The following is a 26,260-nucleotide window of genomic DNA, read 5'->3' as shown; positions in this document are numbered from 1 at the left end:
GATTCTTACGCTCCCAGTTCGATCGGTGCACCGACGAGCGAGCCGTACTCGACCCAGCTGCCGTCGTAGTTCTTGACGTTCTGCTTGCCGAGGATCTCCTGCAGCACGAACCAGGTGTGGCTCGACCGCTCGCCGATGCGGCAGTACGCGATGGTCTCGCGGCTGTCGTCGAAGCCCTTGTCGGCGTACAGCTTGGTGAGGTCCTCGTCGGACTTGAAGGTGCCGTCCTCGTTGGCGGTGGTGCTCCACGGGATGTTGATGGCACCGGGGACGTGGCCGCGCTGCTGCGCCTGCTCCTGCGGCAGGTGCGCCGGGGCGAGGATCTTGCCGGCGAACTCGTCGGGGGAGCGGACGTCGACCAGGTTCTTCGACCCGATCGCGCCGATGACCTCGTCGCGGAAGGCGCGGATCGAGGTGTCGGCCTCCTCGGCCTTGTAGTCGGTGGCCGGGCGGACGACCTCGGCGGCCGACAGCGGGCGGCCGTCGAGCTCCCACTTCTTGCGGCCACCGTCGATGAGCTTGACGTCCTTGTGGCCGTAGATCTTGAAGTACCAGTACGCGTAGGCGGCGAACCAGTTGTTGTTGCCGCCGTACAGGATCACGGTGTCGTCGTTGGCGACACCCTTCGCGGACAGCAGCGCCGAGAACTGCTCCCGGTCGAGGAAGTCGCGACGGACCCCGTCCTGGAGGTCCTTGCGCCAGTCGAGGCGGATGGCGCCCTCGATGTGGCCGATGTCGTACGCCGAGGTGTCTTCGTCGACCTCGATGAACACCGTCTTCGGCGCATCGAGGTTCTGCTCGGCCCAGTCGACAGAGACCAGAACGTCGGAGCGTGCCATGGGTTTCCTTTCGGTACTTGAACTGTGTGGAACAGGTGGGGTGCGGCTAGGCCGCGATCGGGGTCGACCTGCGGAAGCGGGCCACGAGCGGGTAGATCTGGCAGCCGAGGCAGAAGCCGACGGCGGCGTTGAGCAGGGCCGCGAACAGCGCGAACCCGGTGGCGACGGTGCCGAGCAGGGTGAGCCCGGTGAGGAAGCCGACGACGCCGACGGTCGCGAAGATGCCGCCGACGAGCTGGGCGAACTTCAGCGGCGCGACCGGCTCGCGTTCGGTGACCGGCCCCAGTCGCGGGGCGACGACTCGTGCGAACAGGCGGCCGTACGGGCTGCGGCGCGGCCCTAGGGCGGCGCCGATCGCGAACACGACGGCCTGCACGGCGAGCAGCAGTCCGGCGGCGACCGGGGAGAAGGTGGACACCAGCAGTACGAGGATCAGTACCGCGGTGGTGATCCAGGCCGCGAACCGGGGTCCGCGGACGTCGACCTGCAGGTCGGGGGCGACACCGGCCGAGACGGGTGTCGTGGTGTGACTGGACATGACGTGGTGCTCCTGCGTTCATGCGCCGTGGACAGCTGGAATCCAGGGCAAGGAGATGTCGGATCGATCACGGGCTCGAACCGGTCAGGCCGGGGTGAGCCGAGGGAGCGTGAGGATCAACAGCAGGGACAGCAACAACCGCCGAGGCGGCACAGATCTACTGCGCGGCGTCGGGTGAGCAGCAGCTCCTGGGCGGTGTGCACGTCGGCGAGCTTACCGGTTTTCGCTGGGATTTGAACCCTTCGGTTCGCACAGCGGGACCAGCGCGGTCTCGAGGTCTGCCGTGGTCGGCACCCCCGACACCCGGAAGCGCTGTTCGCCGTCACGGTCGAAGATGAACGTCGTCGGCAGCGACAGCACGCCGAGTTCGCGTGCCAGGACGGGGTTTTCGTCGATGTCGAGTTCGAGGTCGAGCGGCCGCGGCGTGCCGGGCTCGAGCCGGCCGTCGAGGGCGGTGAGGGTCTGCGCGACCACTCGGCGCACCGCCGCGCAGGGTCCGCACCAGTCGGCGGAGAAGTGCACGACTGTCGGACCTGCACCGGGCACCCCGACCTCGGCGAGCAGCGCCCGCCGGGTGTCGGTGGGCGCCGCGGACGTCCCGGTGGCCCGCACCTTCCCGGACCGCGCGTTCAGGGCGACTGCCGCGACACCCGCCGCGACCAGCACCACCACGAGCACCACGATCCCGGTCACGGCGCCATCATCTCGTCGAGGTTGATCACCACGTTTTCTCCCGACCCTTCGATCGCGACCTGCGACCCCTCCGCGTACACCTTCGTCGGCCGCACCCCGAACGGCAGCTGCCGGACGTCGACCTGCCTGCTGAACAGGCCGAGCACCACCGGTTTCAGCGGCCCGGGCACGGTGAAGTCGGCGTTGCCCTCCGGCCCGAAGTACAGGTCCGTGGCGACGATCGTGACGTTGTCGCCGTCGAGGCGGAGGTCTGCGGTCACGCTGACCGTCGCGCGCACCGGCCCGACCGGCACGGTGCCGGTGAGCACGATGCCGCCGCCGGTGCTCATCCCGGAACCGCCCGTGCCGCCGGTCCCGTCGGAGCGGTCGGCGGGGGGAGCCGACACCTGGAGGTCGGGGATGCCCAGGTAGGCGCCGAGGCTGGTGGCCTCGATCTTCACCCGTCCGTCGAGGTGCTCGACGGGGATGGTGCGGACGGAACCGCCGAACAGGTCGGACGCCTCGACCTGCACGCCGTGCAGGTCCGCCTCGACGGAGACGTCACCGAGTTCGGCGCTCGGCACCCCCCGGGCCCGGATCTCGACGTGCTGGTAGCGGCCGGCCGCCACCTGCGTCAGGAACGGGAACCCGGTGATCGTGACGTCGGGGTCGGCGGTGAGGCCGGCGCCCTCGCGCAGGCTCCGGGAGACCCGGAACTCCGAATACGCTGCGGCTCCGAAGTCGACGACCACGACCAGGGCCAGCAGGCACGCCACGGCGAGAATCAGTTTGCGCACCCACACATTGTGACGGACCGGGATCCTCCGACCGTGCCCGTGGGGGCTGGCGGCGGCGACGTCGGCACGGGGCACGCTAGTCTGTACTGCGTACTTGGCGACATTGTCGGCCGTGCTCAGGCACCTGAGCGGCAAGAAGGGGAGGCTGTGTGGAGCTGCTCCTGCTGACCTCCGACCCGAATCCGGAGTCGGTCATGCCATCCCTCGCGCTGCTCGCGCACACCGTGCGCCCCGCGCCGACCGAGGTGTCCTCGCTGCTCGACGCCGGTTCCGCGGACGTCGCGCTGGTCGACGCCCGTACGGATCTGGCCGCGGCGCGTGGACTGTGCCGGCTGCTGGGCAGCACCGGATCCGCGATCCCGGTCGTCGCGGTGCTCACCGAGGGTGGTCTCGTCGCAGTGAACTCCGACTGGGGACTGGACGACATCCTGCTGCCGGGCACGGGCCCCGCCGAACTCGATGCGCGGCTGCGGCTGCTCGTCGGCCGAAGCGGAGGCATCGCGAGCCCGGAGTCGACCGGCAAGATCACGCTCGGCGAGCTGATGATCGACGAAGGCACCTACACGGCGCGGCTGCGCGGTCGTCCCCTCGACCTGACGTACAAGGAATTCGAGCTGCTCAAGTACCTCGCGCAGCACGCGGGCCGGGTCTTCACCCGCGCGCAGTTGCTGCAGGAGGTGTGGGGCTACGACTTCTTCGGCGGCACCCGGACCGTGGACGTGCACGTGCGGCGGCTGCGCGCCAAGCTCGGCCCGGAGTACGAGTCGCTGATCGGCACCGTCCGCAACGTCGGCTACAAGGCGGTCCGGCCCAGCCGCAAGACCGGCGCCGGACAGGCACGGCCCGACGGTGAGGACGACCTCGGCGACGACCCCGACGACACCGCGCTCACCACCACCAACGGTTCGGCCCGGTAGATGACCGACGTGGGGCCCCGCGGGTCAGCGCTGCTGAGTGAGGAACAGGAACTCCAGATCCGTGCCCTGCTGACGCGGGCGACCGCGGCCGACGGGACCGAGCCGGTCTCGGAGCAGGCGGTGCACCGGCTGTCCGGGCGGTCCGACTCCGAACACCTGCTGTGGACGGTCGACGGCACCGTCGTCGGATATGCCGGCCTGGAGCCCGCGCACGGCGAGCACCCGGCGATGGTCGAGGCCGCCGTCCACCCCGAGCATCGCGGCCGCGGCATCGGCCGCGAACTGGTGTCGGCGGCGTTGCGCCGCGGCGGTCCCGGCACCCGCGTCTGGGCCCACGGAGACCTACCCGCCGCGCGCGCCGTGGCGGCCCGGCTGGGACTGACCCCGGCGCGGGAGCTGCTGCAGCTGCGCCGCCGTCTCGACGCTCCCGCGCTGCCCGAGGTGCCGGTGCCGGACGGCGTCACCCTGCGCACCTACGCCGGCGCGAGCGACGACCCCGAACTGCTGCGCGTCAACGCGGCCGCGTTCGACTGGCATCCCGAGCAGGGCTCGTGGACGCAGCGGGAGATCGACGAGCGGGTGGCCGAGTCCTGGTTCGATCCGGCGGGCCTGTTCGTGGCCGAGGACACCGCGACCGGTGAGATGCTCGGATTCCACTGGACGAAGGTGCACGCGGAGACGGACACCGACCCGGCGATCGGCGAGGTGTACGTCGTCGCGATCGCGCCTGCCGCACAGGGTCGAGGACTGGGCCGGCTGCTGACGGTCGCCGGACTGCGCTACCTGCGGGACCGCGGGCTCGGCGCGGTGCTGCTGTACACCGAGGCGGACAACAAGTCCGCGCTGCACACCTACGACCGTCTCGCGTTCGAGCGGTATCACGTCGACGTCGCATACGCGGGGGGCGAAGGGTAAGAATGTTCTACTGGCTGCTGAAGTACGTGTTCGTCGGGCCTTTCATCCGCTTCTACAACCGCCCGAAGGTCGAAGGGGTGGAGAACATCCCGGCGTCCGGGCCGGCGATCCTCGCGGGCAATCACCTGTCGATCGCGGACTGGCTGTTCACGCCGCTGATGTCCCCGCGGCGCATCACCTACCTCGCCAAGAGCGAGTACTTCACCACTCCGGGTTTCAAGGGCGCGCTGCAGAAGGCGTTCTACGCCGGGGCCGGCCAGGTGCCGATCGACCGGAGCGGGGCGGACGCCGCGAACGCGGCGCTCACCACGGCGCGCCGGCTTCTCGACGAGGGCAAGCTGGTCGGGCTGTTCCCGGAGGGCACCCGCTCGCCCGACGGCCGGCTGTACAAGGGCAAGACCGGCGCGGCGCGGCTGGCACTGACCACCGGGATCCCGGTGATTCCGGTCGCGGTGATCGGCACCGACGAGATCTGCCCGCCCGGCCCGTTCCGGTGGCGTCGCCGCCGGGTGCAGGTCAAGTTCGGCAAGCCGCTGGACTTCTCCCGGTTCGAGGACATGGCAGGCAACCGGTGGGTGGAGCGGACCGTCACCGACGAGATCATGTACGAGCTGATGCAGATGTCCGGGCAGGAGTACGTGGACGTCTACGCCGCAACGCTGAAGAACGCGCCCGCCGACGCGGACATCGTCCGCGCCTTCCGGGAACCGGAGTCGAAGGCCGGATAGGTGTCACCGTGCCTGGTCCTCACCCCTCCGGTGGTGAAGATCACGCACGGGCGACGAAGCCGCGCGTGCCTGTTCATCTTCCGTTCACCCTCATGGGACCGGCTGTCCATTCCTCGCCCCTACCTTTCACGGCAGGGCGGCGCGGTGCTGCCCGGACTTGAGAGTCTCCCGGAGGGAACAGCGTGAACTTCAAGCGCAATGCTGCCGTGCTCGGTGTGGTGGCGGTCGGTGCCGTGACCCTGGCCGCCTGCGGCAGCGACGACAACTCCTCGTCGTCCGGCACCACCGTCAACAGCGCCGCGTCGAGCGCGACCTGTGAGGGCAAGGAGTCGCTGTCCGCGGCGGGCTCCTCCGCGCAGAAGAACGCGATGGACAACTTCATCGCCACCTACATCGCGGTGTGCAAGGACAAGGGCAAGGACGTCAAGATCGCGTACAACCCGACGGGTTCCGGTGACGGCCGCACCCAGTTCATCGCCAAGCAGATCGACTTCGCCGGTTCGGACTCGGCGATCAAGGGTGATCAGGCCGCCGCCGCGAATCAGCGGTGCGCCGCCAACGACGCGTGGAACCTGCCGCTGGTGTTCGGGCCGGTTGCGATCGCCTACAACCTCGACGGCGTCGAGGGCCTGACCCTGAACGGCGAGGTGCTGGCGAAGATCTTCACCGGCGCGGTCACCAACTGGAACGACCCGGCGATCGCTGCGCTCAACCCCGGCGTCACCCTGCCGGACCAGAAGATCACCCCGGTGGTGCGCTCGGACTCCTCCGGCACCACCGACAACTTCCAGCAGTACCTGACCGCCGCTTCGAAGGGCGTGTGGACCAAGGGCGCCGGCTCCGACTTCGTCGGTGGCGTGGGCGAGGGCGCGAAGGGGTCGGCGGGCGTCTCGCAGGCCGTCGCAGGCGCGCCCGGCTCGATCACGTACGTCGAGAAGTCGTTCGCCGACCAGAACAAGCTGTCCGTCGCGAAGATCGACTCCGGCGCCGGTGCCGTCGAGCTGACCGAGGCGACCGCGGGCAAGGCCATCGAGGGCGCGAAGTTCAAGACCGAGGGCGTCGGCGACCTGACGCTCGACCTGAACTCGATCTTCGGCACCTCCGAAGCCGGCGCGTACCCGATCGTGCTGGCGACCTACTCCATCGTCTGCTCCAAGGGCTACGACGCGGACACCTCCGCCGCGGTGAAGTCGTTCCTGACCAGCGCCGCGAACGAGGGTCAGGCCGGACTCTCCGAGCAGGGCTACGTGACGCTGCCGGGCACGGTGCAGGACAAGCTGAACGCCTCGATCGCCGCGATCGGCTGAGTGCGGTCCACCGCGGCACCGCTCTATATTCGGACCTAGCAGAATGCGAGCGCAGATGAGCGACGCGCCAACCCAGTCGGCGCCTTCCGCACCCGGCTCCGGTGAACCCGGGGCCGGGACGGGTGGTCCGCTCGGAGCACCGGAGGCACCGATTCGCACCCAGTCCGCCACCCCCGGCAAGGCGGTGGTCCGTCCAGGCGACCGGATCTTCACCACCCTGGCGAAGGGTTCGGCGGTCTTCATCTCGGTGCTGATCGGCGCGATCGGGATCTTCCTGATCTGGCGGGCGGTCCCCGCGCTCTCCCGCAACGAGGTCAACTTCCTCACCAGCCGCTCGTGGGTGACGACGGACATCAACCACCTGGCATTCGGTGTCCTGGACCTGCTCCAGGTCACCGTGCTGGTGTCGCTGTTCGCCCTGGTGCTCGCAATGCCGGTCGCGCTGGGTATCGCCATCTTCCTCACCCAGTACGCACCGCCGCGGCTGGCGCGGCCGCTCGCGTACGTGATCGACCTGCTGGCCGCGGTGCCGTCGATCGTCTACGGCCTGTGGGGTCTGCTGATCTTCGCGCCGGCGATCCGGCCGCTGGCGATGTGGCTGAACGAGCACCTCGCGTGGATCCCGCTGTTCGGCGACGGGTCGGGGTCCATCCAGGGTGGCGGCACGATCTTCACCGCGGGCATCGTGCTCGCGGTGATGATCCTGCCGATGATCACCGCCGTCACCCGGGAGGTGTTCAACCAGACGCCGGTCTCGCACGTCGAGGCGGCCCTGGCCCTCGGCGCCACCAAGTGGGAGGTCGTCAAGACGGCGGTCCTGCCGTTCGGCAAGTCCGGATACATCAGCGGCTCGATGCTCGGCCTCGGCCGGGCGCTCGGCGAGACGATGGCGCTGTACATGATCTTGCGCACCACCTCCGCCGCCGCCACGTGGTCGCTGTTCGACGGCGGGGCGACGATCGCCTCGAAGATCGCCCTCGGGTACGCCGAGTTCAACAACGACATCCAGGCGGGCGCCTACATCGCCGCCGGTCTGGTGCTGTTCGTGCTGACCTTCGTGGTCAACGCCGCGGCCCGCGCCGCGGTCGCCGGGAAGAAGGACTGACATGACGACCACCATGGACCGGCCGGTCAAGGCCCCGACATTCCAGGGCGTCAGCGCGCGCCGCCGCACCAGCGACCTCGTCGCGCGGGTGCTCGTGACCGGGTCGGTGCTGCTGGCCCTGGTGCCGCTGGTGTGGGTGCTGTTCACCGTCATCCAGAAGGGCTTCGCGGCGATCACCAGCCCGACCTGGTTCACCAACTCGCTCAACGGATTGTCCGCGTCGTCACCGGGCGGCGGCATCTATCACGCGCTGATCGGCACCATCCTGCAGGGACTGGTGTGCGCGGTCATCTCCATCCCGCTGGGCCTGTTCGTCGCCATCTACCTCGTCGAGTATGCGGGGCGGTCGAAGCTCGGCAAGGTCACCACCTTCATGGTCGACATCCTGTCCGGTGTGCCGTCGATCGTTGCGGCCCTGTTCATCTTCGCGCTGTGGATCGCGACCTTCGGCTTCCCGAAGTCGGCGTTCGCGGTCTCGCTCGCGCTGGTGCTGCTGATGGTGCCGGTCGTGATCCGCAGCACCGAGGAGATGCTGCGGATCGTGCCGCAGGACCTGCGCGAGGCGTCCTACGCGCTGGGCGTGCCGAAGTGGAAGACGATCATGCGGATCGTCGTCCCGACCGCCCTGCCCGGCATCATCACCGGTGTCATGCTGGCCCTGGCCCGCGTGCTCGGTGAGACGGCGCCGCTGCTGATCCTGGTCGGCTACGCGTCCTTCATCAACTTCGACCTGTTCAACGGCGAGATGGGCTCGCTGCCCGGCGTGATGGTCGCGGAGATGAACAACCCCACCGAGGCCGGCGCCAACCGGATCTGGGGCGCCGCCCTCACCCTGATCCTGCTCGTCGCGGTGCTCAACATCGTCGCGAAGCTGATCGGCCACCTGTCGCGGGTCCGCAAGTGACCCCGCAGATTCCAGACATTCGAGTCACCACCACGCAAGGGAGCCACCATGGCCAAGCGTCTTGATCTCAAGGACGTCAACATCTACTACGGCAAGTTCCACGCCGTCGCGGACGTCGGCCTGTCGGTGCACCCGCGCAGCGTGACCGCGTTCATCGGCCCGTCCGGCTGTGGCAAGTCGACGGTGCTGCGGTCCATCAACCGCATGCACGAGGTGACGCCCGGCGCCCGCGTCGAGGGCGCGATCCTGCTCGACGGCGAGGACATCTACGGTTCCCAGGTCGACCCGGTCGGCGTCCGCAAGACCATCGGCATGGTGTTCCAGCGTCCGAACCCGTTCCCCACCATGTCCATTCGCGACAACGTGGTCGCCGGCCTGAAGTTGCAGGGCGTGCGGAACAAGAAGGAGCTCGACGAGGTCGCCGAGAAGTCGCTGCGCGGCGCGAACCTGTGGAACGAGGTCAAGGACCGGCTCGACAAGCCCGGCGGTGGGCTGTCCGGCGGTCAGCAGCAGCGACTGTGCATCGCCCGCGCCATTGCGGTCTCGCCCGACGTGTTGCTGATGGACGAGCCCTGCTCGGCCCTGGACCCGATCTCCACACTGGCGATCGAGGACCTGATCACCGAACTGAAGCAGGACTTCACCATTGTGATCGTCACGCACAACATGCAGCAGGCCGCGCGGGTCAGCGACCAGACCGCCTTCTTCAACCTCGAGGCCACCGGCAAGCCGGGACGGCTCATCGAGATCGACGACACCGAGAAGATCTTCTCCAACCCGTCCCAGAAGGCCACCGAGGACTACATCTCGGGCCGCTTCGGATAGCCGCACACTCGACGGCGCCCCGTCCACACAGCGTGTGGACGGGGCGCCGTTTCGTTCGCGGGAAGAGGGTGCGTCCCGAGTTCCGTGGAGCTCGGGTCGTGGAGTGTCGACGCGCGGGTTGGGCTCGCGTGTGGTCGACTGGCGCGAGCCACCACGCCGTCACCCGCCACCAGTCGATCGAGGTGCCATGAGTTCTCGATTCCGGATCGTGCCCGCGCTCACCGCGGCACTCGCCATTTCCCTTGCCGCGAGCGGATGCTCGTCGTCGAGCGAGTCGGCGGTCTCCACGACCTCGACAGCGACCTTCGCCGCCGCGACGACGACGACGTTCCAGCAGGTCCTCGACGAGACCCGGGCACAAGCCGGATTCCCCGGCGTCATCGCCCAGGTCAGCTCGCCCGACGGCACCTGGACCGGCACCTCCGGGACCGTCGGCGCCGGGAAGACCGGCGGCCTGACACCCTCGGACAAGACGCGGATCGGTTCCCTGACCAAGACGATGACCGCGACGGTGCTGCTGCAACTGATGGAGGAGGGCAAGCTCTCCCTCGACGACCCGATCGGCAAGTACGTTCCGGGGATGCCGAACGGGGATGTCGCGACACTGCGCCAACTCGCCGACATGACCAGCGGCATCCCCAACTACACGGAATCGAAGCCGGTGGTCGAGAAGTTCTTCGCCGACCCGCAGTACGCCTGGCCGCCCGGTGAACTCACCGACGCCGTCAAGCCGATGCCCGCGGATTTCGCGCCCGGCCAGGGGTGGGAGTACTCGAACACCAACTACGTCCTGCTCGGCATGGTGATCGAGCAGATCCTCGGCCGGCCGATCGGCGAGGTGTTCGAGGATCGGCTGTTCGAACCGCTCGGGATGTCCGACACCTCGTTCCCCGGGGGATCGACCGACATCGGTGACCCGCACCTGGACGGACTCACCAATCAGAATCAGGCCCCCGGCCAGACGGTCGACTCGACGCACTGGAACCCGTCGTTCGCGTTCACCGCCGGTGCCGTCATCTCCACGCTCGCCGACCTGGAGAAGTGGGGCCACGCGCTGTTCACCGGCGACGGGATCCTGGACCCGGCGACCCAGCAACTGCGGCGGGACTCGATCATCCACGACATCCCGCCGAACACGGCGAGCACCGGGTACGGCATCGGCATCGGCGACCGCAACGGATGGTGGGGCCACGACGGCGACATCCCCGGATACAACAGCGTCCTGTTCCACAACTACGACTCCGACACCACGATCATCGTGCTCACGAACAGCGATGACACGTACGAGGTCGACGGCAAGCAGGTGTACCCCGCCCCGGGAGTGTTCGCGGGACTGCAGGCCGCGCTGCCGTGACACGCGGCGTGCCCAGTGGTTCGCCGCAGCGAAGTTCAGCGGCTCGCCGCAGCAGCGTCGACCAGAGCGATGTCGGCGATCAGTCCGTGGTGGTCGGAGCCGGGGAGATCGACCCGTTCGAGGTGCGTCACGGTCGCGCCCTTCGTGACGATCCGGTCGATGCCGGTGACCGCCGGATACCACCGGTGTGCCGGCATCGTGGGCAGCAGTCCGGCGCCCACCTGGTCGGCGGCGTCGGCGAAGCCGTCGGTGAGCAGGTCCCGGTACTGGCGCTGGCTGTAGCTCGCGTTGTAGTCGCCGCTCACGACGACGTTGTCCCGTCCCGCGGCGGCCGCGAACTCGGCACCGAGGCCGCGCAACTCGGCCGCCCACATCCGTGCCGGGAACAGGTACGCGGGTGCGGGATGAACGGCGAACAGCGCCACGGGTTCTCGTAGACCGACATCCAGGTCCGCAGCGAGGTTCGCCGACAGGTACCCGTCGAGGATCCGCGTGTTCGACAGCGGGAAGCGGCTGTAGATTCCACCGCCGAGCCCGTTCGGCCCGTAGGAGATCACGAACCGGTGGGGCAGCAGGTCGTCGAGGCCGGCCGCGTGCAGTCCGGTGATGCCCTCGTCGGTCAGTTCCTGCACGGTCACCACGTCCACGTCACGCTCCCGGACCAGGTCCGCCACATGAACCGGATCAGCCTGTCCCAGTTTGACATTGGCCTGCAGAACTCGCAGTGACGGCCCGGTCGCGCTGTCTCCGGAGTCGTCGCCGACGTAGAGCGGGGCGAGCAGCCACACCCCGAGCGCGCAGACAACCAGGCAGCCGATCTGGACGAGCCATTGCCGCGCGAGGGCGGCGACCGTCGCGCCGACGATTGCCACGATCAGCATCACCGGCAGCCACCCGGCGAGCAGTACCAGGAACCGGTTCTCCACCCGAAGCACGGCCGCCGCCAGCGCCGCGGCGCCGTACAGGCCGCAGACCGCGGCGAACACTCCGGCGGTCCGGCGATGGTTCACGACACGATCATGCCGGAACGCGAAAGGGCGGTTGCCGGCGCCGACGCTCGAGAGCGGGGCCCGGCAACCGCCCGTGTTCGGGGGTCGGTGGGATCAGGACAGTTCGCCGGTGTCCTCGGGCTCGGAGGGCATCTTGCCGGTGACGAGGAAGATGACCCGGCGCGCTACCTCGACGGCGTGGTCGGCGAAGCGTTCGTAGAACCGGCCGAGGAGGGTGACGTCGACGGCGGCGGCGACCCCGTGCTGCCATTCGCGGTCCATCAGAACGCTGAACAGGTGCCGGTGCAGGTCGTCCATCGCGTCGTCCTCCTCCTGGAGTTTGGCGGCGCGTTCGGGATCGTGCGTCTCGAGCACCTCCTTGGCGGCGGCGCCGAGCGCGACCGCGAGCCGCCCCATCTCCGCGAAGTACCCGTTGACCTCCTCCGGGAGGACGTGGTTCGGATGGCGGCGGCGCGCGATCTTCGCGACGTGCAGCGCGAGAGCGCCCATCCGATCGATGTCCGCGACGATCTGGATTCCGCTGACCACCTGCCGCAGGTCACCGGCCACCGGCGCCTGCAGCGCGAGCAGGGCGAACGCCCGCTCCTCGCAGACGACGCTCAGTTCGGTGATCTGGTCGTGGTCACTGATGACCTCCTCGGCGAGCGACAGGTCGGCCTGCAGCAGCGACCGGGTCGCCTTCTCCATCGCCGTCCCCGCGAGACCCGCCATCTCGCCGAGCAGGTCGGCAAGTTCGGTCATCTGTTCGTTGTAAGCCACGCGCATGAGGTCACAGCCTAGTTCCCGTAGAGGTCCAAGTCACGAGCGGACGGTGAACGTGCGATGAACGACGGCGCACGTCAGAGGCGGGAAAGGGCGGAGCGAGTCAGGCGCAGGACGTGTCGCCGGCGTTGGTGTACGCCAGGTCGGCGGGCAGCTCCTCGATCGTGGTCCCGGAGATGACCGTCGACTTCGGCGCGATCTTCGGGTGCAGCGCCGTGCCGACCGCGGGCGGGGCGGTGACGGTGCCCGAGAAGTCGGAGCCGAGGACCACGTCGACGATGCCGCCGTAGAGGTCGTCGCTCTCGAGCAGTTGCGCGCCGGGGATGGAGGCGGCGACGGTCGCGGCCTGTTCCTCGTTTCCGGCCGCGAACCGGACCAGCGTCGACGAGCTGGTGCCGCTGTAGTTCCCGACGCTGTAGATGGGGAAGCCGTGCGCGCCGAGGGTTTCCGCGGCCTCGGCGGCCACGCCGGTCACCCCGGACGCGTTCGACACCTGCACCGACACCATCGACGGATCCACCGCGAGTACTCCGGCGGCCGGCGCCGGCGTGACCGCGGTCGCCGGGGGAGCGGCCGCCGCGCTCGTCGCTGCCGCGTCGTGCGTGCGCTCCTCACCGGGCAGCGGCTCGTCGTCGATGATCGCCTGGAAGATCGCCTTGATGTCGTCGAGCCGGGGGATCTCGTTGCCCAGCTCGTTCGTGCCCCCGGTCGGTACCGTCAGGAAGGTCACCGCGCCTGCGTCCACCTTCTGCAGCGACCGGCCGAGCGTCACCAGCGACTTGGTGTCGACGTTCTGGACGAAGGTCTCCCTGGTGAACGCGTTGATGAATCCGTTGAGCTTGCCGGGGTCGAACAGCACCTTGTTCGACATCGCGGACCGCAGCAGCGACGACAGGAACACCTGCTGGCGCTTGATCCGGCCGTAGTCGCCGTTGCCCTCGGCGTCGACCTTCCGCGCCCGCACGTAGTTCAGCGCGGTCGCACCGTCGAGCGTCTGCTTGCCGGGGTTGGCGAGAACGGTGCCGAGTTCGCCGTCGATCAGTGGGGCGGTGGTGCACACCTCGACGCCACCGACCTCGTTGACCATCGACTCGAATCCGGAGAAGTCCATGCCGATGAAGTGCCCGATCTTCATGCCGGACAGCTTCTGGATCACCTTGACCAGGCATTTCGGTCCGCCGTACGCGTAGGCGGAGTTCAGCTTGTCGTTGTCGGCGCCGTAGTTGGTCTCGCTGGTGTACTTGCCTGCGTCGTTGTCCCATGCCTGGCAGTCCGGCCGGACGATGTCGAGGTCGCGGGGGAACGACACCGCGACCACCCGGCTGCGGTCGGCGGGAACGTTGACGAGGATGACGGTGTCCGCGCGGGCGCCCTCGGCGTCTTCGACCGAGCCGGCGCCGAGGCCACCGTTGGTGCCTGCCCGGGTGTCGGTGCCGACGATCAGGTAGGTCTCGTCACCGTACTGACCGCCGGGGTCGACGACATCGCTGCTCTCCGGGTCGAGAGCTGCGACCTGACTGAACCCGTTGTCGGTCGCACGCAGATACCCCCACACGACGCCGGTCATGGCCAGCACGATCACCGCGACGAGTGCGGTGCCGACGCGGCCGATGGCGCGCAGTCGGCGCTGTTTGCGCCGCTTGCTCGCCACCAGGCGGGTCGTCGAGGACGGTCCGACCTGGGCGGGCACGTCCGGGGTGACGGCCGTCGGCGCGGCGCGATACATCCAGCTGGTGCTCGGCCGCGACGGCTCCGGCGCCGGTTCGGCGGGGGTCGGGTCCGGGGTCGGCTCGTCGTCACGGCCGACCCGCTGCATCAGTTCCGCGACCGTGAGCCGGTCGCTCGGCTCACCGCCTCGGATCCGGCCGCTGTCGCCCGGCGGAGGGGGCTCCGGTGGGGGAGGCGGTGTCGCCGGGCGCTCGGGGTCGGGACGATGACGGTGAATGGGACGGCTTAGGTGGGAAATAGGTCTCTCCCATGGAGCGCGACCATCGGGCGCAGCGCCCGGATCCTGATCGTCGCCCAACTGGAGTCCTCACCTCTCGTGCACTTCACTACATGCGTCGTCGCCGCCGGCCCGCGGCGGTGCACACATGATACTGATCGAAGCTGTGCGTTCCAGCGCAGACGCACCGGCGCAGGTCAGCCGCCGGAGTGCATGAGATCGGCGCCCGCAGGGACGAGGCAGTCGTCGGGATCGTCGAGCCATCCCTCGGGGAGTGCGACGGTGCCCGGCGAGCCCTGCCGGCCCCGCGGACCCTCGGCGTCCTTCGGGAACGGGACGTCCGGCGGCAACTGGGCGAGCAGGCCGTCCAGTTCGTCGAGCGTCGACACCATCGCCATCGACACGCGCATGTCGGAACCGGCGGGGAAACCGCGCAGGTACCACGCGACGTGCTTGCGGAGTTCGCGCATGCCCTTGCCCTCGCCGTGGTGGTCGGCGAGCAGCTCGGCGTGCCTGCGGATGATGGCCGCGACCTCGCCGAGCGTGGGGGGCGTGGGCATCGCGGTGCCGTTGAGGGCGGCGCTCAGCTCGGCGAACAGCCACGGCCGCCCGAGGCAGCCCCGGCCGACGACGACACCGTCGCAGCCGGTCTCGGCCATCATCCGCTGTGCATCCTCGGCGGCGAAGATGTCGCCGTTGCCGAGGACGGGGACATCGGTGACGTGCTCCTTGAGCCGGGCGATCTCGCTCCAGTCGGCGGTGCCGGAGTAGCGCTGCGCGGCGGTGCGGGCGTGCAACGCGACCGCGGCGGCGCCCTCGCCGGCGGCAATCCGGCCCGCGTCGAGGTGGGTGTGGTGCTCGGCGTCGATCCCGACGCGCATCTTCACCGTGACGGGGATGTCGGTGCCCTCGGTCGCCTTCACCGCGGCCGCGACGATCTGCCCGAACAGGCGGCGCTTGTACGGAAGCGCCGATCCGCCGCCCTTGCGGGTGACCTTGGGCACCGGGCAGCCGAAGTTCATGTCGATGTGGTCGGCCATGTTCTCGTCGACGATCATCTTCGCCGCCGCGTATGTGGTGTCCGGGTCGACCGTGTACAGCTGCAGCGACCGCGGCGTCTCCTTCGGGCCGAAGGTGGTCATGTGCAGCGTCGCAGGCTGACGTTCGACCAGCGCCCGGGCGGTGACCATTTCGCACACGTACAGGCCGGAGGTGCTGCCCGCCCGTTCGAGTTCGAGTTCGCGGCAGAGGGTGCGGAAGGCCACATTCGTGATGCCCGCCATGGGGGCGAGAACGACGGGACTGCGCAGCTCGAGCGAGCCGATTCGCAGATGCTGGTCAGCGGAAGACATCGATTACCTCGAAAAAAGTGTGCCCGGCACCGAGGTTCGGTGCCGGGCACAGGATAGCCGCTCAGTCGGAGCGGACCTGGAACCGCTCGGGTCAGGAAGCCTGCTCTTCCATCTCGCGCTTGCGGGCTTCGCGGGCGAGCGCGCGGTCGCGCTGCTCCTCGAACTTGCTCGCCTGCACGCCGAGGTCGTCCAGGAACGTGGACAGCTGCTCGCGGGCGGCCTCGCCGACGCCGGTGAAGTCGGTGCGCTCGAAGATCTTCCACTTGCGCAGCACCGGCATGACGACCTCGTCGAGGTGCTGGCGCAGGTCGTAGATGCCGTGCTTGGCCATCAGGACGCCGTTGCGCCGGAAGTTGGGCATGCCGGCACCGGGCATCTGGAACTTCTGCAGGATGTCGGCGATCGCGACGACCGCCTGGTCCGGGGCGACGTCGAGGGCCGCCTCGCAGATGTTGCGGTAGAAGATCATGTGCAGGTTCTCGTCCGCCGCGATCCGGGAGAGCATGCGGTCGGCGACGTCGTCGTTGCACGCCTTGCCAGTGTTGCGGTGCGAGACGCGGGTGGCCAGTTCCTGGAACGTGACGTACGCGACCGAGTGCAGCAGGCCGTCGGTGTCGCTGGGGGAGGCGTAGCCGTTGGTCATGTGGATCATCCGGGCCTCTTCGAGGGCGACCGGGTCCACGCCGCGGGTCACGACCAGGTAGTCGCGCATCACGATGCCGTGACGGTTCTCCTCGGCGGTCCAGCGTCCGACCCAGGTGCCCCAGGCACCGTCCCGGGAGAAGTTCTCCGCGATCTCCCGGTGGTAGGACGGCAGGTTGTCCTCGGTGAGCAGGTTCGTGATCATCGCGGCCTTCGCGACGGGGTCGAGCCGGGACTGCTCCTCTTCCCAGTCGTCACCGCCCATCGCGGCGAAGTTTCGGCCCTCGTCCCACGGGACGTAGTCGTGCGGATGCCAGTCCTTGGCCATGGACAGGTGGCGGTTCAGGTTGGCCTCGGCCACCGGCTCCAGTTCCTGCAGCAACTCGAGCTGGGTCAACACTCTGGCCATCACTTGCCTCCATTGGTCGCGGAATCGGCTCAACCTAGCCTACGGGACCGTAACCATGCCCGAGATCGGATCGATTCGGTTACGACACGGACAGGTCACGTCGAGCCGCCCTGACCATCGTGGTGGCGGTGACGGGTGTTACAAGGGCGGCACCCGGAAACCGGGTGCCGCCCCTGCGTCGAAAATCGGTGGTGTCGACTACTTACGACCGCCGCCGAGCAGTCCGCCGAGCAGGTCACCGATGCCGCCGCCCGCGTTGCCGCCGAGCAGTCCGCCGAGCACGTTGCCCAGGCCGCCACCGTTGGAGGCGCCGCCGCCGAGCAGCCCACCGAGGAGGTCGCCGAGGCCGCCGCCGGACCCGGCGGACGCCGCCTGGGTCTGGCCCGCGCCGCCGCCGCCGAACTGCTTGGCAACGAAGGTGAGCACCAGCGGGGCGAGGATCGGGAGCAGCTTGCTCATCAGGGAGCTGCCGCCGGCACCGCCGACGTTACCGAGCGTGCTGACGACCTGGTTCGCGTTGTCGCCGAAGACGTGTCCGACGATCTTCTCGCCGTCGGCCTCGTCGATCTGGTTGATGTCGACGCCGCCGTCGAGCAGTCCGCTGGCCTGGTGCTGGGCGAGCGCAGCCTCGAGGGAGGCGGCGCCGCCCGAGTCCTGGGCGTTGGCCTCGAGGCCGCCGAGCAGGGTCGGGATCGCGGACTTCACGGCGGTGGCCGCGGTGTTCTCGTCGATCCCGAGCTTTTCGGCGATCTGAGCGATCGGGATCTGGGAGATGAGCTCGTCGAGGGAGGCCATGGTGCTCACTTTCTCTTGGGGTCCACTGCGGACCACCCGGCATTTCGCACAGTATTGGACGAATCCGGCATCGGCGTGGACCTGCGCGTCGCGTGGCGCGTGTCGGGTCAGCACGCCAGGATGCAGACATGACCACGAACGACACCTCGACCGCCCCGCCCACCGGAACGCCGTCCTGGGTGAAGTGGACGGCCTGGGGTCTGATCCTGGTTGTCTTCCTCGTCGTCTCCTACTTCGTCCTGGCCGCGTTCCTGCCCCGCTGGTGGGCGCAGCAGGCAGGGTCGCTGGCGGCAGCGAGCATGACCCGCGGAATCCTGTGGGGGCTGACCTTCGGGTTCGTCTGCACCCTGGTGCCGTTGTCGCTGTTCACCGTGGCCTGGCGGTCGCGGCGGTGGCGCTTTGCGAAGGTGTCGGTGATCGCGGCCCTGGTGGCAGGGCTGCTGGTGGCGGCGCCGAACCTGTTGACCCTGTCGGTCGTGGCCGGAAACGGCACCGCCGCAATCGCCGGCGCACGGATCCTCGACGTCGACGCACCCGGCTTCCGCGGCGCGACGCTGGTCGGAGTGATCGCGGGCGCGCTGATCTTCGTGGCCGCGGCCTGGCTGTCGTTCCGGTACCGCAGGCGCGGCGACCAACTGTCCAGGCTGCGTGACGACGCCCGGGAGCGTGACGAGCGCGAGCGCGCCGAACGGGAGCGCATCGAGTTGGAGCGCGCCGAGTTCGAGCGCACGCAGCCCCCGGCCTGACCCGCGTCACTTCCGGGCGGCCACGAATTCCCGGAACCGGCGCGCGGGGGCGGTGAGTGGCCGACCCAGCGCCCAGATCATCCCGACGTCGCGGGCGGCGTCGGAGCCGCGGATCGGTACGGTCACCACTCCGGGCGGCCAGGGTGCGGACTCGCGCATCGGTACCAGCGCAACCCCGAGGCCGGCCGATACCAGTCCGGTGGCGGTGGGCAGTTCGCTGGACTCGAACACGATCCGGGGTGCGAATCCGGCGCGCTCGGCGGCCTCGTCGAGCAGCCGTCGCATGCCGTAGTTCGGGTGCATCGCGATGAACGGTTCGCCTGCGGCTTCGCGGAGGTCGATCTCGGTCCGGTCGGCGAGCCGGTGTCCGGTCGGGACGGCGAGCGCGAGTTGCTGGTGGTCGAGCAGCAGCCAGGCCAGTCCGTCGGCGCGGGGGCGGGGTGACACGACCGCCAGATCGCTGTGGCCGGCGAGTACCCGCTGGGCGAGGTGGCCGGACGCGTCCTGATGCAGCGCGAACCGCACGAGGGGCGCGGTGACGCGGAACTCCCGGATCAGTGCCGGCACCAGCCACGGCCCGAGGGAGTGCAGGAAGTCGAGGCGCACGGTGCCCTCCGACTCGCTGGTCAGTTCCGCGATCCGGGACTCGGCGGCGGTGAGCTCGTCGAGTGCGCGCCGGGCGTGCTCGTACAGCAGCCGGCCGTGCACGCCCAGCGTCAGCCGACGGCCGTGCCGGTCGAACAGATCGACGCACATGCGCTGTTCGAGGGCCGCGAGACGCCGGGACAGCGTTGGCTGGGCGACGCCGAGTACGGCCGCCGCCGCGGTCACCTGTCCCTCCTCGGCGAGGGTGACGAACCAGCGAAGCTCGGAACTGAGCATATGCAATTCAAGCATGAACGAGCCGCAGTTCTCGCATTTTACTGATAAGGGTTCCCGGTTCAGGATGGTCCGCGGAGGACCCATGACACTCGACACGCTCACCGCGCTCGACTCGCGGACCGAGCCCTACCGGCGCGGCACGCCCGGTTACACCCGGATCACCCTGGCTCTGTTCGCAGCCGGATTGACGGCGTTCGTCTCCATGTACTCGGCGCAGGCGATGCTGCCGGCCATCGCCGGGGACTTCGCGGTCGGACCCGGGACCGCCGCGCTCGTCGTGTCCGCGACGACGGGCGTGCTGGCGTTGGTGATCGTGCCCGCCAGTGCACTGTCCGAGCGCTATGGCCGCACCCGGGTGATGGTGGCGTCGGCGTTCACCTCCTGTGCCATCGGACTGCTGTTGCCGTTGAGTCCGTCGATCGAGGTCCTGCTCGCGGGCCGGGTCCTGCAGGGTGCCGCGGTCGCGGGCATCCCGGCCGTCGCGATGGCCTACCTGGCGGAGGAGGTGTACAGCGGCGATCTCGGTGCGGCGATGGGGCGCTATGTCGCAGGTACCACGATCGGTGGCCTGGTCGGGAGGCTGATCCCGTCGGGGGTGCTCGACGTCGCGAGCTGGCGGTGGGCGATGCTGACGGCCACGGCGGTGGCGGCGGCGTTCGCGTTGGTGATGCTGCGCACGTTGCCGCCGTCGCGCCGTTTCCGGCCGCAGCCGGTGGGCCCCCGGGTGCTGGCGTCGAATCTGGTGGAACACCTGCGCAACCCGCGGTTGCGGATCCTGTTCGCGCTCGGATTCATTCTGATGGGCGGGTTCGTCTCGGCGTACAACCTGCTCGGCTTCCGGCTGCTCGACGAACCGTTCGCCCTGTCGGAGGCCGTCGTCGGCCTGGTGTTCCTGATGTACCTGGCCGGCACGGTGACCTCGTCGGCGGCGGGCCGGGTCGCCGACCGGTTCGGCAGGCGCTGGGTGCTGCTCGTGAGCATCGCGATCGCACTCGGGGGGTTGGCCTGCACTCTCGTCGACTCCCTGCCGTGGGTGCTGATCGGCATGTTGCTGTTCACCGGCGCGTTCTTCGCCGCACACTCGGTGGCCAGCGGCTGGGTCGGGGTACTGGCGACGCGGCACCGCGCCGAGGCGTCGGCGCTGTACCTGTGCGCGTACTACCTGGGATCGAGCCTGGCCGGGGCGGGCGCCGGAGTCGCGTACGGCCTCGGTGGATGGCCCGGCGCGGTCGGCTGCATCGGGGTCCTGCTCGTGATCGGTCTCGCGCTCGCGACACGGATGGCCCGGCTGGGCCGGGCATTCGCCGCGTCCGGTACCGGGTGCTGACCGCGGGTCACCAGCCGCGGGGAGCCCACGGGTCGGTCATTCGGGCCTCGCGACGATGCCGCGCGGGCGTCGGCTCGTCACGCCGCGTGGCCAGGCCGACGATCCCGACGGCGAGGACGATCACCCCCGCGACGACGGACACGACGGCTGCGCCGGTGGTCCCGGACGGAAACGCCATCGCGACCGGGGTGAGCAGCAGTGCCACACCGAGAATCACCAGTCCCCAGTGGCTGGTGCGCGACTCGGTCGTCATCGCCCACAGGCCGGCCGAGTAGGCGATCATCCCGAGGATCAGGATGGCGCCGGTGATCTGGTCGTCTCCCTGCGTCGGCAGCCACAGGCTCAGCAGGACGAGCGCCACACCCGTGGTGACGACGAAGATGTCCCTGCGCACCTCGCGGGCATGGGCGGTGTTCCGGGTGCTCGTGTAGGAGTTGTTCGAGTCGGCGACATCCACGGTCATGACGGCCTCCCTGCGTCCAGAGCTCTGGAAACCATTTTGATCCCGGAATGCTCGCGGTGTCGACCCGTATCTGCCCGGTCGGGGCGTCGGCGGATCGACACCGCGGTGAGGAGTGGGATCGATACCCGTCAGGCGCCGGGTGTGCGGAGTCGCTCGAGGGTCCGCTGCATGGCGGCCTTGGTCTGATCGCCTGTCGGGGCGGACAGCTGCCGGTCCAGGTAGCCGCGGCACAGGTCCTCGACGGTGTCGAATCCGTTCGGAAGGCCGGTGGGGCTGTTGACGATGCGGCGCACCAGTCGTCCGAGGCCGGCGGCCTGGTCGGTGGTGAGTGGGGACGTCTCCGCGTTCTCCAGTGTGCGGAAGGTGGCATGGCCGAGGTCGACGTCGGTCGATCGTGTTGTTGCGGAGTCGGCGATGCGTTCGCCGTGACGGGGTCGGGCCAGTGCTGCGGAGCGAGGGGACATCGGGGATGTGACGTGGGGAGACTTCATTTCCACCCACCGCCTTTCGGGGCCTCATCGGAAGTGCTCGTGCCAGGACAAAGGGCCAGGACTCGACCGTGAATCATGTTGATTCATAGTCAAGTTGGCCAATACGCAACGATCACCGCCCCCTCAGTGGTATCAGACGGCTCGCCGTTCGGAAATCCCTGCGGGGAGGATCGGGGGAAAGCGTTACCAAGTCGAGTCCGGGGTGACGGACCTTCCGGGATGCTCGGCATCTCACGGCGTCGATCGAAACTTGTTGTGGCACTGCGTGTTACAGAATCCATTTCGCGACGGAGGTGAGCGCTTGGACGCGCGTCCAACGTGATGATCGCCACAACGGTTGGTTAACGGGAGGCAAACAGCAGAACGTCCCGCCGGATGTTCCGGCGGGACGTGCGGTGCCCCCTCTCGGGCTCGAACCGAGGACCTGCGGATTAAAAGTCCGTAGCTCTACCAACTGAGCTAAAGGGGCAGTGCTGCTGAAGTCTAGTGCGCGCGTAGTGAACGCGAGAACAGCACCCCCGCCAGCAGGACCGCACCGATGGCCGCGATGGCCGCCCCGGTGCGGTGCAGGCCCGGGTCGGTGGCGCCGCCGTGCATCGTGACCTCGATGACGACCGCGGCCAGGTTGGCGCCGACGTACTGGACCGTCCGGTACATCCCGATGGCCGTTCCGACGTCCCGGACACCGGTCGCGGCGTTGACCAGGTTCTGGTTTCCCATGTTGTTGAAGCCGTTGGGGATGCCGACGATCGCGGCGACGACCAGCATCAGCCACACCGGGGAGTTCGAGTCCTCGACCAGCGCGAGCAGCAGCCCGCCGGCCAGCAGCCCGGTCGTGCCGACGAGCAGCGTGCGGCGGGCGCCGTACCGGCCGTAGACGCGCGAGGCGGTCATCGTCGCGAACACCCCGACCCCGGCGACGGGCAGCATCATCAACCCGGCCTCGGCCGGCGAAAGCCCGCGGCCGCCCTGTAGCCACTGCGGCAGCCCGAAGAAGACGCAGTAGAACGCGGTGTAGGTGACCAGTGTGCGGGCGAGGGTGGCGCTCAGCACGCCGTTGGACGCCAGCGCCCGCACGTCGATGAACGGTGCCGCGCAGTGCGCCTCCCATCCGACGAACGTCACCCACGCGATGGCCGACACGCCCGCGGTCCACCACCGCGGGGTCGTTGTCAGCGACAGCAGGAACAGCATCAGCGTCGACGTGCCGATCACGAACAGAACCGTCCCGGCCGGGTCGAGCGACCGCAGGACCTCGGCGGCACCGTGGCCGGCCCGGCGCGGGCCGTCGGGTGGAGCGACGGTGAGTACCCAGATCGCGCTGATCGCGACGACCGGAAGGTTGACCCACATGATCGACTGCCAGCCGAACGCCCCGACGAGCAGACCGCCGAGCGTCGGCCCGAGCGCCACCACGACCTGCGCGCAGGCCGCGAGCGTGGCGATGGCCGTCCGAGGCGCGGCGCCGTGCCGGTCGGCGTACTCGCGGACGATCGTCATGGCGGTCGGGTACTGGGTGGCGGTCCCGAGTCCGAGCAGCACCCGGGCGGCGATCAGCCAGCCCAGGCTCGGTGCAAGCGCCCCTGCGATGGCGCCGATCGCGATCAGTGCCAGGCCGGCGAGGTAGACGCGCCGCGCACCGAACAGGGCGCCGAGGCGGCCGGCGGTCGGTGCGGCGACGGCGGTCGCGATGTACAGCGCGGAGATCACCCACGCGGTGCCCGCCGTGGAGCCGAAGTGTGCGCCGATCCCGACGATCGCGACGGCGATCATCGACGAGTTCAGCGGTTGCAGAATGGTGCCGGACCCGAGACCGATGCTCAGCCGGCGGGGGACCGCGCGCTCGCGGACGTCGACGGTCGAGGTCACGAGCGTTGCTCTCCCAGTCTGCCCAGGATCCGGCCCGCGATGTACAGCAGTTCCCGCTCGGCTTCGGTGCAGTCCGCTTCCAGGGCGTCCGCGAGCCAGCGGGTGCGGCGCTCGCGGTCCGCGGCCAGGACTGCCCGGCCGTGGTCGGTGAGGCTGATCAGGCTGGCGCGCGCGTCGGTGGGGTCGGATCGGCGTGCGATCGCGCCGGCGTCCTCCAGCAGTGTCACGGTCCGCGAGATCGACTGTGGGGTGACCTGTTCGTGCGCGGCGAGGGTGGACGCCGTCATCGGTCCGCCGCGTTCGAGGTGCCCGAGGGCTTGCAGCTGGGACGGCGTGAGCATGTGCTCGGCGCGTTGCGCGCGGAGTCGGCGGAGGAAGGTGGCGATGTTCTCGCGGAGTTCGATCGCCGCGTCTCCGGTGTCGGTCATCGATCGCCTCGGTCCGTGTCGGTGTGTCCAGATCAATTCAGGGTAGCTGAATTGTTCCGAGCCAAATTCTGCCGATTTTCTGGACTGTATCGAAAGAAGTAGAAAGCAAGACTGAGTATATGCGTCGCGGGCTCGGATCGGTTCCGCCGGCACCCCGCGGGCACGGGCGAAGATGGGGTGGATCGACGATGCGGAGGGCCGATGGAGTCAACTGGGGTGCAGGTGTCGTGCGGGATTCGCAACCGTCTGTACGTCGACGGAGTGCTGTCGGGCACCGATCTGCCGCTGGACGAACTCGCCGCGCATCGCGCCGACGAGAACGCGCTGATCTGGGTGGACCTGCTCGCGCCGTCGGTTGCGGACATCGTCGCGCTGTCGCCGCTGGTCGGTGGTGAGGTCGAGTTGCATCCGCTCGCTGTCGAGGGCGCGATCTCGGGCAGGCAGCGGCCGCGGCTGGTCCGGTTTCGCGACCACAGCCTGCTGCACACCCGCGCGGTGCACTTCGACGCGACGACCGACCGCCTCACAGGCACCGACATCTCGGTCTTCATCCTGACTCGGGCTCTGATCACGATCCGCGGCGACGATCGGTTCTCGCTCGACCCGATCCTCGCCGACTGGGACGACAACCCGGACCTGACGACATACGGCGTGGGGTTCCTGCTGCACAGCGTGCTCGACAATCTGGTCGACGGCTATTTCGAGGCGATCGACGCCCTCGACGACCGGATCCAGTTACTGGAGGACGAACTGCTGCTCGGCTCGGGGCGGAAGAACGCCGTGCAGTTGCGGAGCTTCGTGTTGCGCAAGGCGGTGGCCCAGCTCGGCCGGGCGGTGCTGCCGATGAACGAGGCGTTCAGTGCCCTGTTGCGGCAGGGGGTCCACGTGCTGGACGGCAGTCTGGTGCCGTACTACCAGGACGTCTACGACCACACCCTGCGGGCGACCGAGCGGATCGACGGCTTGCGCGACACGATCGAGTCGATTCTCGCGACTCATCTTGCCATGCAAGGAAATTCGCTCAACGAGATCATGAAGAGGTTGACGGCCTGGGCGGCGATCATCGCGATTCCGACCGGTGTCACCGGCTACTTCGGGCAGAACATCCCGTTCCCCGGGTACGGCGAGCCGTCGGGCTTCTGGTTCAGCGTCGCGCTGCTTTTGGGATTGGGGCTCGGCCTGTGGTGGAACTTCCGGCGGAGGGGCTGGTTGTGACCGCCTCGGTGGTTGGGCAACTCGGGTGCGCACCCCCCTCCGGCGCACCCGAGTCACTCAAAGCGTACCACTCGGTGTGTTATCGCTCGGCCAACCCTACTGGCCGGTAAGGAGCATACCTGTTCGACCCCCGTGCGGCGATGTGTCCAATCCGCCGTGCCCGGGGTTAGTGTTGTTCGAGGTCTTCTGTGGCCTGTCGGGGCGCACTACACGACTTGCAGGTTTCGGAGGCGAGACAAGCTCACATGGCACGTCAACAGGAACGCGCGCGACGGACCCGCGCAGCGATTGTCGAGGCCGCGGCGGTCGAATTCGCTCGGCGCGGCTATGCGGCGGCATCGGTGAACACCATCCTCGAGGGCTCACACGCGACCAAGGGCGCGATGTACTTCCACTTCGAGTCGAAGGAGGATCTCGCGCGGGCGGTGTTGACCGCTGCGCTCGAGAAGTACACCGAGTCCACCGACCGCTGGAGGAGGGTCGACGCGGATCCCTTCCAGGTGCTGCGCGCGATCATCGTCGAGCTGGCCGATCGATTCGCCGCGGAGGTGATCGTCCAGGCCGAATTCCGGCTGATCATCGAGCCGGAGTTCTACTCCGACGTGCGTGCCGGAGGCAGCCAGGTGTGGGGGCACACCGCGCACGAGCTGGTGTTGCGGGCCCAGCGGGAGGGGCACCTGCGGCCGGGTGCCGACCCGGTCGTGTTCTCGCGGGTGCTCGGGGCCTGCCTGGCCGGCCAGCGCTACATGCTCGACATGTCCACCGACAGCACTGGCCTGCGGGAGCGGTTCGAGGAGGCGTTCGAGGTGCTGCTGCAGGCCATGGCGTCCGAGGAGTGGCTGGAGAACTGGCGTCGCGAAGGCTGGCAGGACCTCACCCCGCTGGCCGAGGCGGCCGCCGAGAGTGCCGAAAACGAGCCGAAAACCGGCGATGACCAGCCGATTTGAGTTCTGCGAAAGATGTGTCCTAAGCTATGCGAGCTCCCAACGGAACAGCCGTTGAGGGTACTTGCCGGAGAGATTC

27 protein-coding genes and 1 tRNA gene are annotated in these 26,260 nt (G+C 69.0%); 12 read left to right on the top strand and 16 right to left on the bottom strand.

Going from position 1 to position 26,260, the window contains the following annotated elements; genetic code table 11:
* Nucleotides 1–5: 5 nt before the first annotated feature.
* The 4 genes from ACWDUM_RS04610 to ACWDUM_RS04595 all read right to left on the bottom strand — a co-directional run bounded on the left by ACWDUM_RS04610 (nt 6) and on the right by ACWDUM_RS04595 (nt 2,846).
* On the bottom strand, nt 6–839 hold the full coding sequence (locus tag ACWDUM_RS04610) for a sulfurtransferase (protein WP_450115344.1): 834 nt from the start codon (nt 837–839) through the stop codon (nt 6–8).
* A gap of 46 nt (nt 840–885) precedes the next feature.
* Nucleotides 886–1,377, bottom strand: a complete 492-nt coding sequence (locus tag ACWDUM_RS04605; RefSeq protein WP_450133048.1) for a DUF4395 domain-containing protein — start codon at nt 1,375–1,377, stop codon at nt 886–888.
* Between the two features lie 213 nt (nt 1,378–1,590).
* Entirely contained in the window at nt 1,591–2,070 is a 480-nt protein-coding gene (locus ACWDUM_RS04600; RefSeq protein ID WP_450115342.1) for a thioredoxin family protein, read from the bottom strand.
* Nucleotides 2,067–2,846, bottom strand: coding sequence for an LmeA family phospholipid-binding protein (locus ACWDUM_RS04595; RefSeq protein WP_450133047.1), 780 nt, complete (start codon nt 2,844–2,846; stop codon nt 2,067–2,069). The genes ACWDUM_RS04600 and ACWDUM_RS04595 overlap by 4 nt, the downstream gene beginning before the upstream one ends.
* A gap of 149 nt (nt 2,847–2,995) precedes the next feature.
* Here ACWDUM_RS04595 and ACWDUM_RS04590 point away from each other — a divergent pair, with 149 nt between their 5' ends.
* The 8 genes from ACWDUM_RS04590 (at nt 2,996) to ACWDUM_RS04555 (ending at nt 10,901) form a co-directional block, all read left to right on the top strand.
* Entirely contained in the window at nt 2,996–3,763 is a 768-nt protein-coding gene (locus ACWDUM_RS04590) for a winged helix-turn-helix transcriptional regulator (RefSeq protein ID WP_450133046.1), read from the top strand.
* On the top strand, nt 3,764–4,678 hold the full coding sequence (gene mshD / locus ACWDUM_RS04585) for a mycothiol synthase (RefSeq protein ID WP_450133045.1): 915 nt from the start codon (nt 3,764–3,766) through the stop codon (nt 4,676–4,678).
* A gap of 2 nt (nt 4,679–4,680) precedes the next feature.
* Nucleotides 4,681–5,406 (top strand): lysophospholipid acyltransferase family protein, encoded by a 726-nt coding sequence (locus ACWDUM_RS04580; protein ID WP_450133044.1) that lies wholly within the window; start codon nt 4,681–4,683, stop codon nt 5,404–5,406.
* A 182-nt stretch (nt 5,407–5,588) separates the two neighbouring features.
* Nucleotides 5,589–6,713 carry a phosphate ABC transporter substrate-binding protein PstS gene (gene pstS, locus ACWDUM_RS04575; protein ID WP_450133043.1) on the top strand — a complete coding sequence of 375 codons (1,125 nt, stop codon included), beginning with the start codon at nt 5,589–5,591 and terminating at the stop codon, nt 6,711–6,713.
* Nucleotides 6,714–6,768: 55 nt separating this feature from the next.
* Nucleotides 6,769–7,818, top strand: coding sequence for a phosphate ABC transporter permease subunit PstC (gene pstC, locus ACWDUM_RS04570; RefSeq protein WP_450115336.1), 1,050 nt, complete (start codon nt 6,769–6,771; stop codon nt 7,816–7,818).
* Between the two features lies 1 nt (nt 7,819).
* A complete protein-coding gene (gene pstA / locus ACWDUM_RS04565; protein WP_450133042.1) occupies nt 7,820–8,722 on the top strand; it encodes a phosphate ABC transporter permease PstA in 903 nt (300 codons plus the stop codon).
* A 48-nt stretch (nt 8,723–8,770) separates the two neighbouring features.
* A complete protein-coding gene (pstB, locus tag ACWDUM_RS04560) occupies nt 8,771–9,547 on the top strand; it encodes a phosphate ABC transporter ATP-binding protein PstB (protein ID WP_450115334.1) in 777 nt (258 codons plus the stop codon).
* A gap of 187 nt (nt 9,548–9,734) precedes the next feature.
* A complete protein-coding gene (locus tag ACWDUM_RS04555; RefSeq protein ID WP_450133041.1) occupies nt 9,735–10,901 on the top strand; it encodes a serine hydrolase domain-containing protein in 1,167 nt (388 codons plus the stop codon).
* A gap of 35 nt (nt 10,902–10,936) precedes the next feature.
* On the opposite strand, the gene ACWDUM_RS04550 is transcribed toward ACWDUM_RS04555, so the two are convergent.
* The 6 genes from ACWDUM_RS04550 to ACWDUM_RS04525 form a co-directional block, all read right to left on the bottom strand.
* Complete coding sequence (locus ACWDUM_RS04550) at nt 10,937–11,911, bottom strand: endonuclease/exonuclease/phosphatase family protein (protein ID WP_450133040.1); 975 nt, start codon at nt 11,909–11,911, stop codon at nt 10,937–10,939.
* Between the two features lie 93 nt (nt 11,912–12,004).
* Nucleotides 12,005–12,676 carry a phosphate signaling complex protein PhoU gene (phoU, locus tag ACWDUM_RS04545; RefSeq protein ID WP_450133039.1) on the bottom strand — a complete coding sequence of 224 codons (672 nt, stop codon included), beginning with the start codon at nt 12,674–12,676 and terminating at the stop codon, nt 12,005–12,007.
* Nucleotides 12,677–12,776: 100 nt separating this feature from the next.
* A complete protein-coding gene (locus ACWDUM_RS04540; protein ID WP_450133038.1) occupies nt 12,777–14,699 on the bottom strand; it encodes an LCP family protein in 1,923 nt (640 codons plus the stop codon).
* 116 nt (nt 14,700–14,815) lie between these two features.
* Nucleotides 14,816–15,970: a tRNA dihydrouridine synthase DusB gene (gene dusB / locus ACWDUM_RS04535; protein WP_450115163.1), complete on the bottom strand. Its 1,155-nt coding sequence runs from the start codon at nt 15,968–15,970 to the stop codon at nt 14,816–14,818.
* A gap of 91 nt (nt 15,971–16,061) precedes the next feature.
* Entirely contained in the window at nt 16,062–17,021 is a 960-nt protein-coding gene (locus tag ACWDUM_RS04530; protein WP_450115162.1) for an acyl-ACP desaturase, read from the bottom strand.
* A 198-nt stretch (nt 17,022–17,219) separates the two neighbouring features.
* On the bottom strand, nt 17,220–17,816 hold the full coding sequence (locus ACWDUM_RS04525; RefSeq protein WP_450133037.1) for a DUF937 domain-containing protein: 597 nt from the start codon (nt 17,814–17,816) through the stop codon (nt 17,220–17,222).
* Nucleotides 17,817–17,944: 128 nt separating this feature from the next.
* Between ACWDUM_RS04525 and ACWDUM_RS04520 the strand changes: the two genes are divergently transcribed.
* Nucleotides 17,945–18,562: a hypothetical protein gene (locus ACWDUM_RS04520; protein WP_450133036.1), complete on the top strand. Its 618-nt coding sequence runs from the start codon at nt 17,945–17,947 to the stop codon at nt 18,560–18,562.
* 6 nt (nt 18,563–18,568) lie between these two features.
* Here ACWDUM_RS04520 and ACWDUM_RS04515 read toward each other — a convergent pair whose 3' ends face one another.
* Nucleotides 18,569–19,459 carry a LysR family transcriptional regulator gene (locus ACWDUM_RS04515; RefSeq protein WP_450133035.1) on the bottom strand — a complete coding sequence of 297 codons (891 nt, stop codon included), beginning with the start codon at nt 19,457–19,459 and terminating at the stop codon, nt 18,569–18,571.
* Between the two features lie 67 nt (nt 19,460–19,526).
* Here ACWDUM_RS04515 and ACWDUM_RS04510 point away from each other — a divergent pair, with 67 nt between their 5' ends.
* On the top strand, nt 19,527–20,771 hold the full coding sequence (locus tag ACWDUM_RS04510; RefSeq protein ID WP_450133034.1) for an MFS transporter: 1,245 nt from the start codon (nt 19,527–19,529) through the stop codon (nt 20,769–20,771).
* Between the two features lie 7 nt (nt 20,772–20,778).
* Here the strand turns inward: ACWDUM_RS04510 and ACWDUM_RS04505 are convergent, their stop codons facing one another.
* The 5 genes from ACWDUM_RS04505 to ACWDUM_RS04485 all read right to left on the bottom strand — a co-directional run bounded on the left by ACWDUM_RS04505 (nt 20,779) and on the right by ACWDUM_RS04485 (nt 24,022).
* Nucleotides 20,779–21,234, bottom strand: coding sequence for an SPW repeat domain-containing protein (locus tag ACWDUM_RS04505; protein WP_450133033.1), 456 nt, complete (start codon nt 21,232–21,234; stop codon nt 20,779–20,781).
* Between the two features lie 128 nt (nt 21,235–21,362).
* Complete coding sequence (locus tag ACWDUM_RS04500; RefSeq protein WP_450115156.1) at nt 21,363–21,725, bottom strand: hypothetical protein; 363 nt, start codon at nt 21,723–21,725, stop codon at nt 21,363–21,365.
* A 396-nt stretch (nt 21,726–22,121) separates the two neighbouring features.
* Nucleotides 22,122–22,194, bottom strand: a tRNA-Lys gene (locus ACWDUM_RS04495).
* A 14-nt stretch (nt 22,195–22,208) separates the two neighbouring features.
* Nucleotides 22,209–23,594: an MFS transporter gene (locus tag ACWDUM_RS04490; protein WP_450133032.1), complete on the bottom strand. Its 1,386-nt coding sequence runs from the start codon at nt 23,592–23,594 to the stop codon at nt 22,209–22,211.
* Entirely contained in the window at nt 23,591–24,022 is a 432-nt protein-coding gene (locus ACWDUM_RS04485; RefSeq protein ID WP_450133031.1) for a MarR family winged helix-turn-helix transcriptional regulator, read from the bottom strand. The genes ACWDUM_RS04490 and ACWDUM_RS04485 overlap by 4 nt, the downstream gene beginning before the upstream one ends.
* A gap of 201 nt (nt 24,023–24,223) precedes the next feature.
* Here ACWDUM_RS04485 and ACWDUM_RS04480 point away from each other — a divergent pair, with 201 nt between their 5' ends.
* Nucleotides 24,224–25,237, top strand: coding sequence for a magnesium transporter CorA family protein (locus ACWDUM_RS04480; RefSeq protein WP_450115097.1), 1,014 nt, complete (start codon nt 24,224–24,226; stop codon nt 25,235–25,237).
* 245 nt (nt 25,238–25,482) lie between these two features.
* Nucleotides 25,483–26,184: a ScbR family autoregulator-binding transcription factor gene (locus tag ACWDUM_RS04475; RefSeq protein ID WP_450133030.1), complete on the top strand. Its 702-nt coding sequence runs from the start codon at nt 25,483–25,485 to the stop codon at nt 26,182–26,184.
* Nucleotides 26,185–26,260 lie beyond the last annotated feature (76 nt).

It is taken from the genome of Rhodococcus sp. NPDC003322 (genome assembly GCF_053589555.1).
Note: the sequence above shows the minus strand (reverse complement) of the source record. Positions and strands in the feature narration are given on the sequence as shown.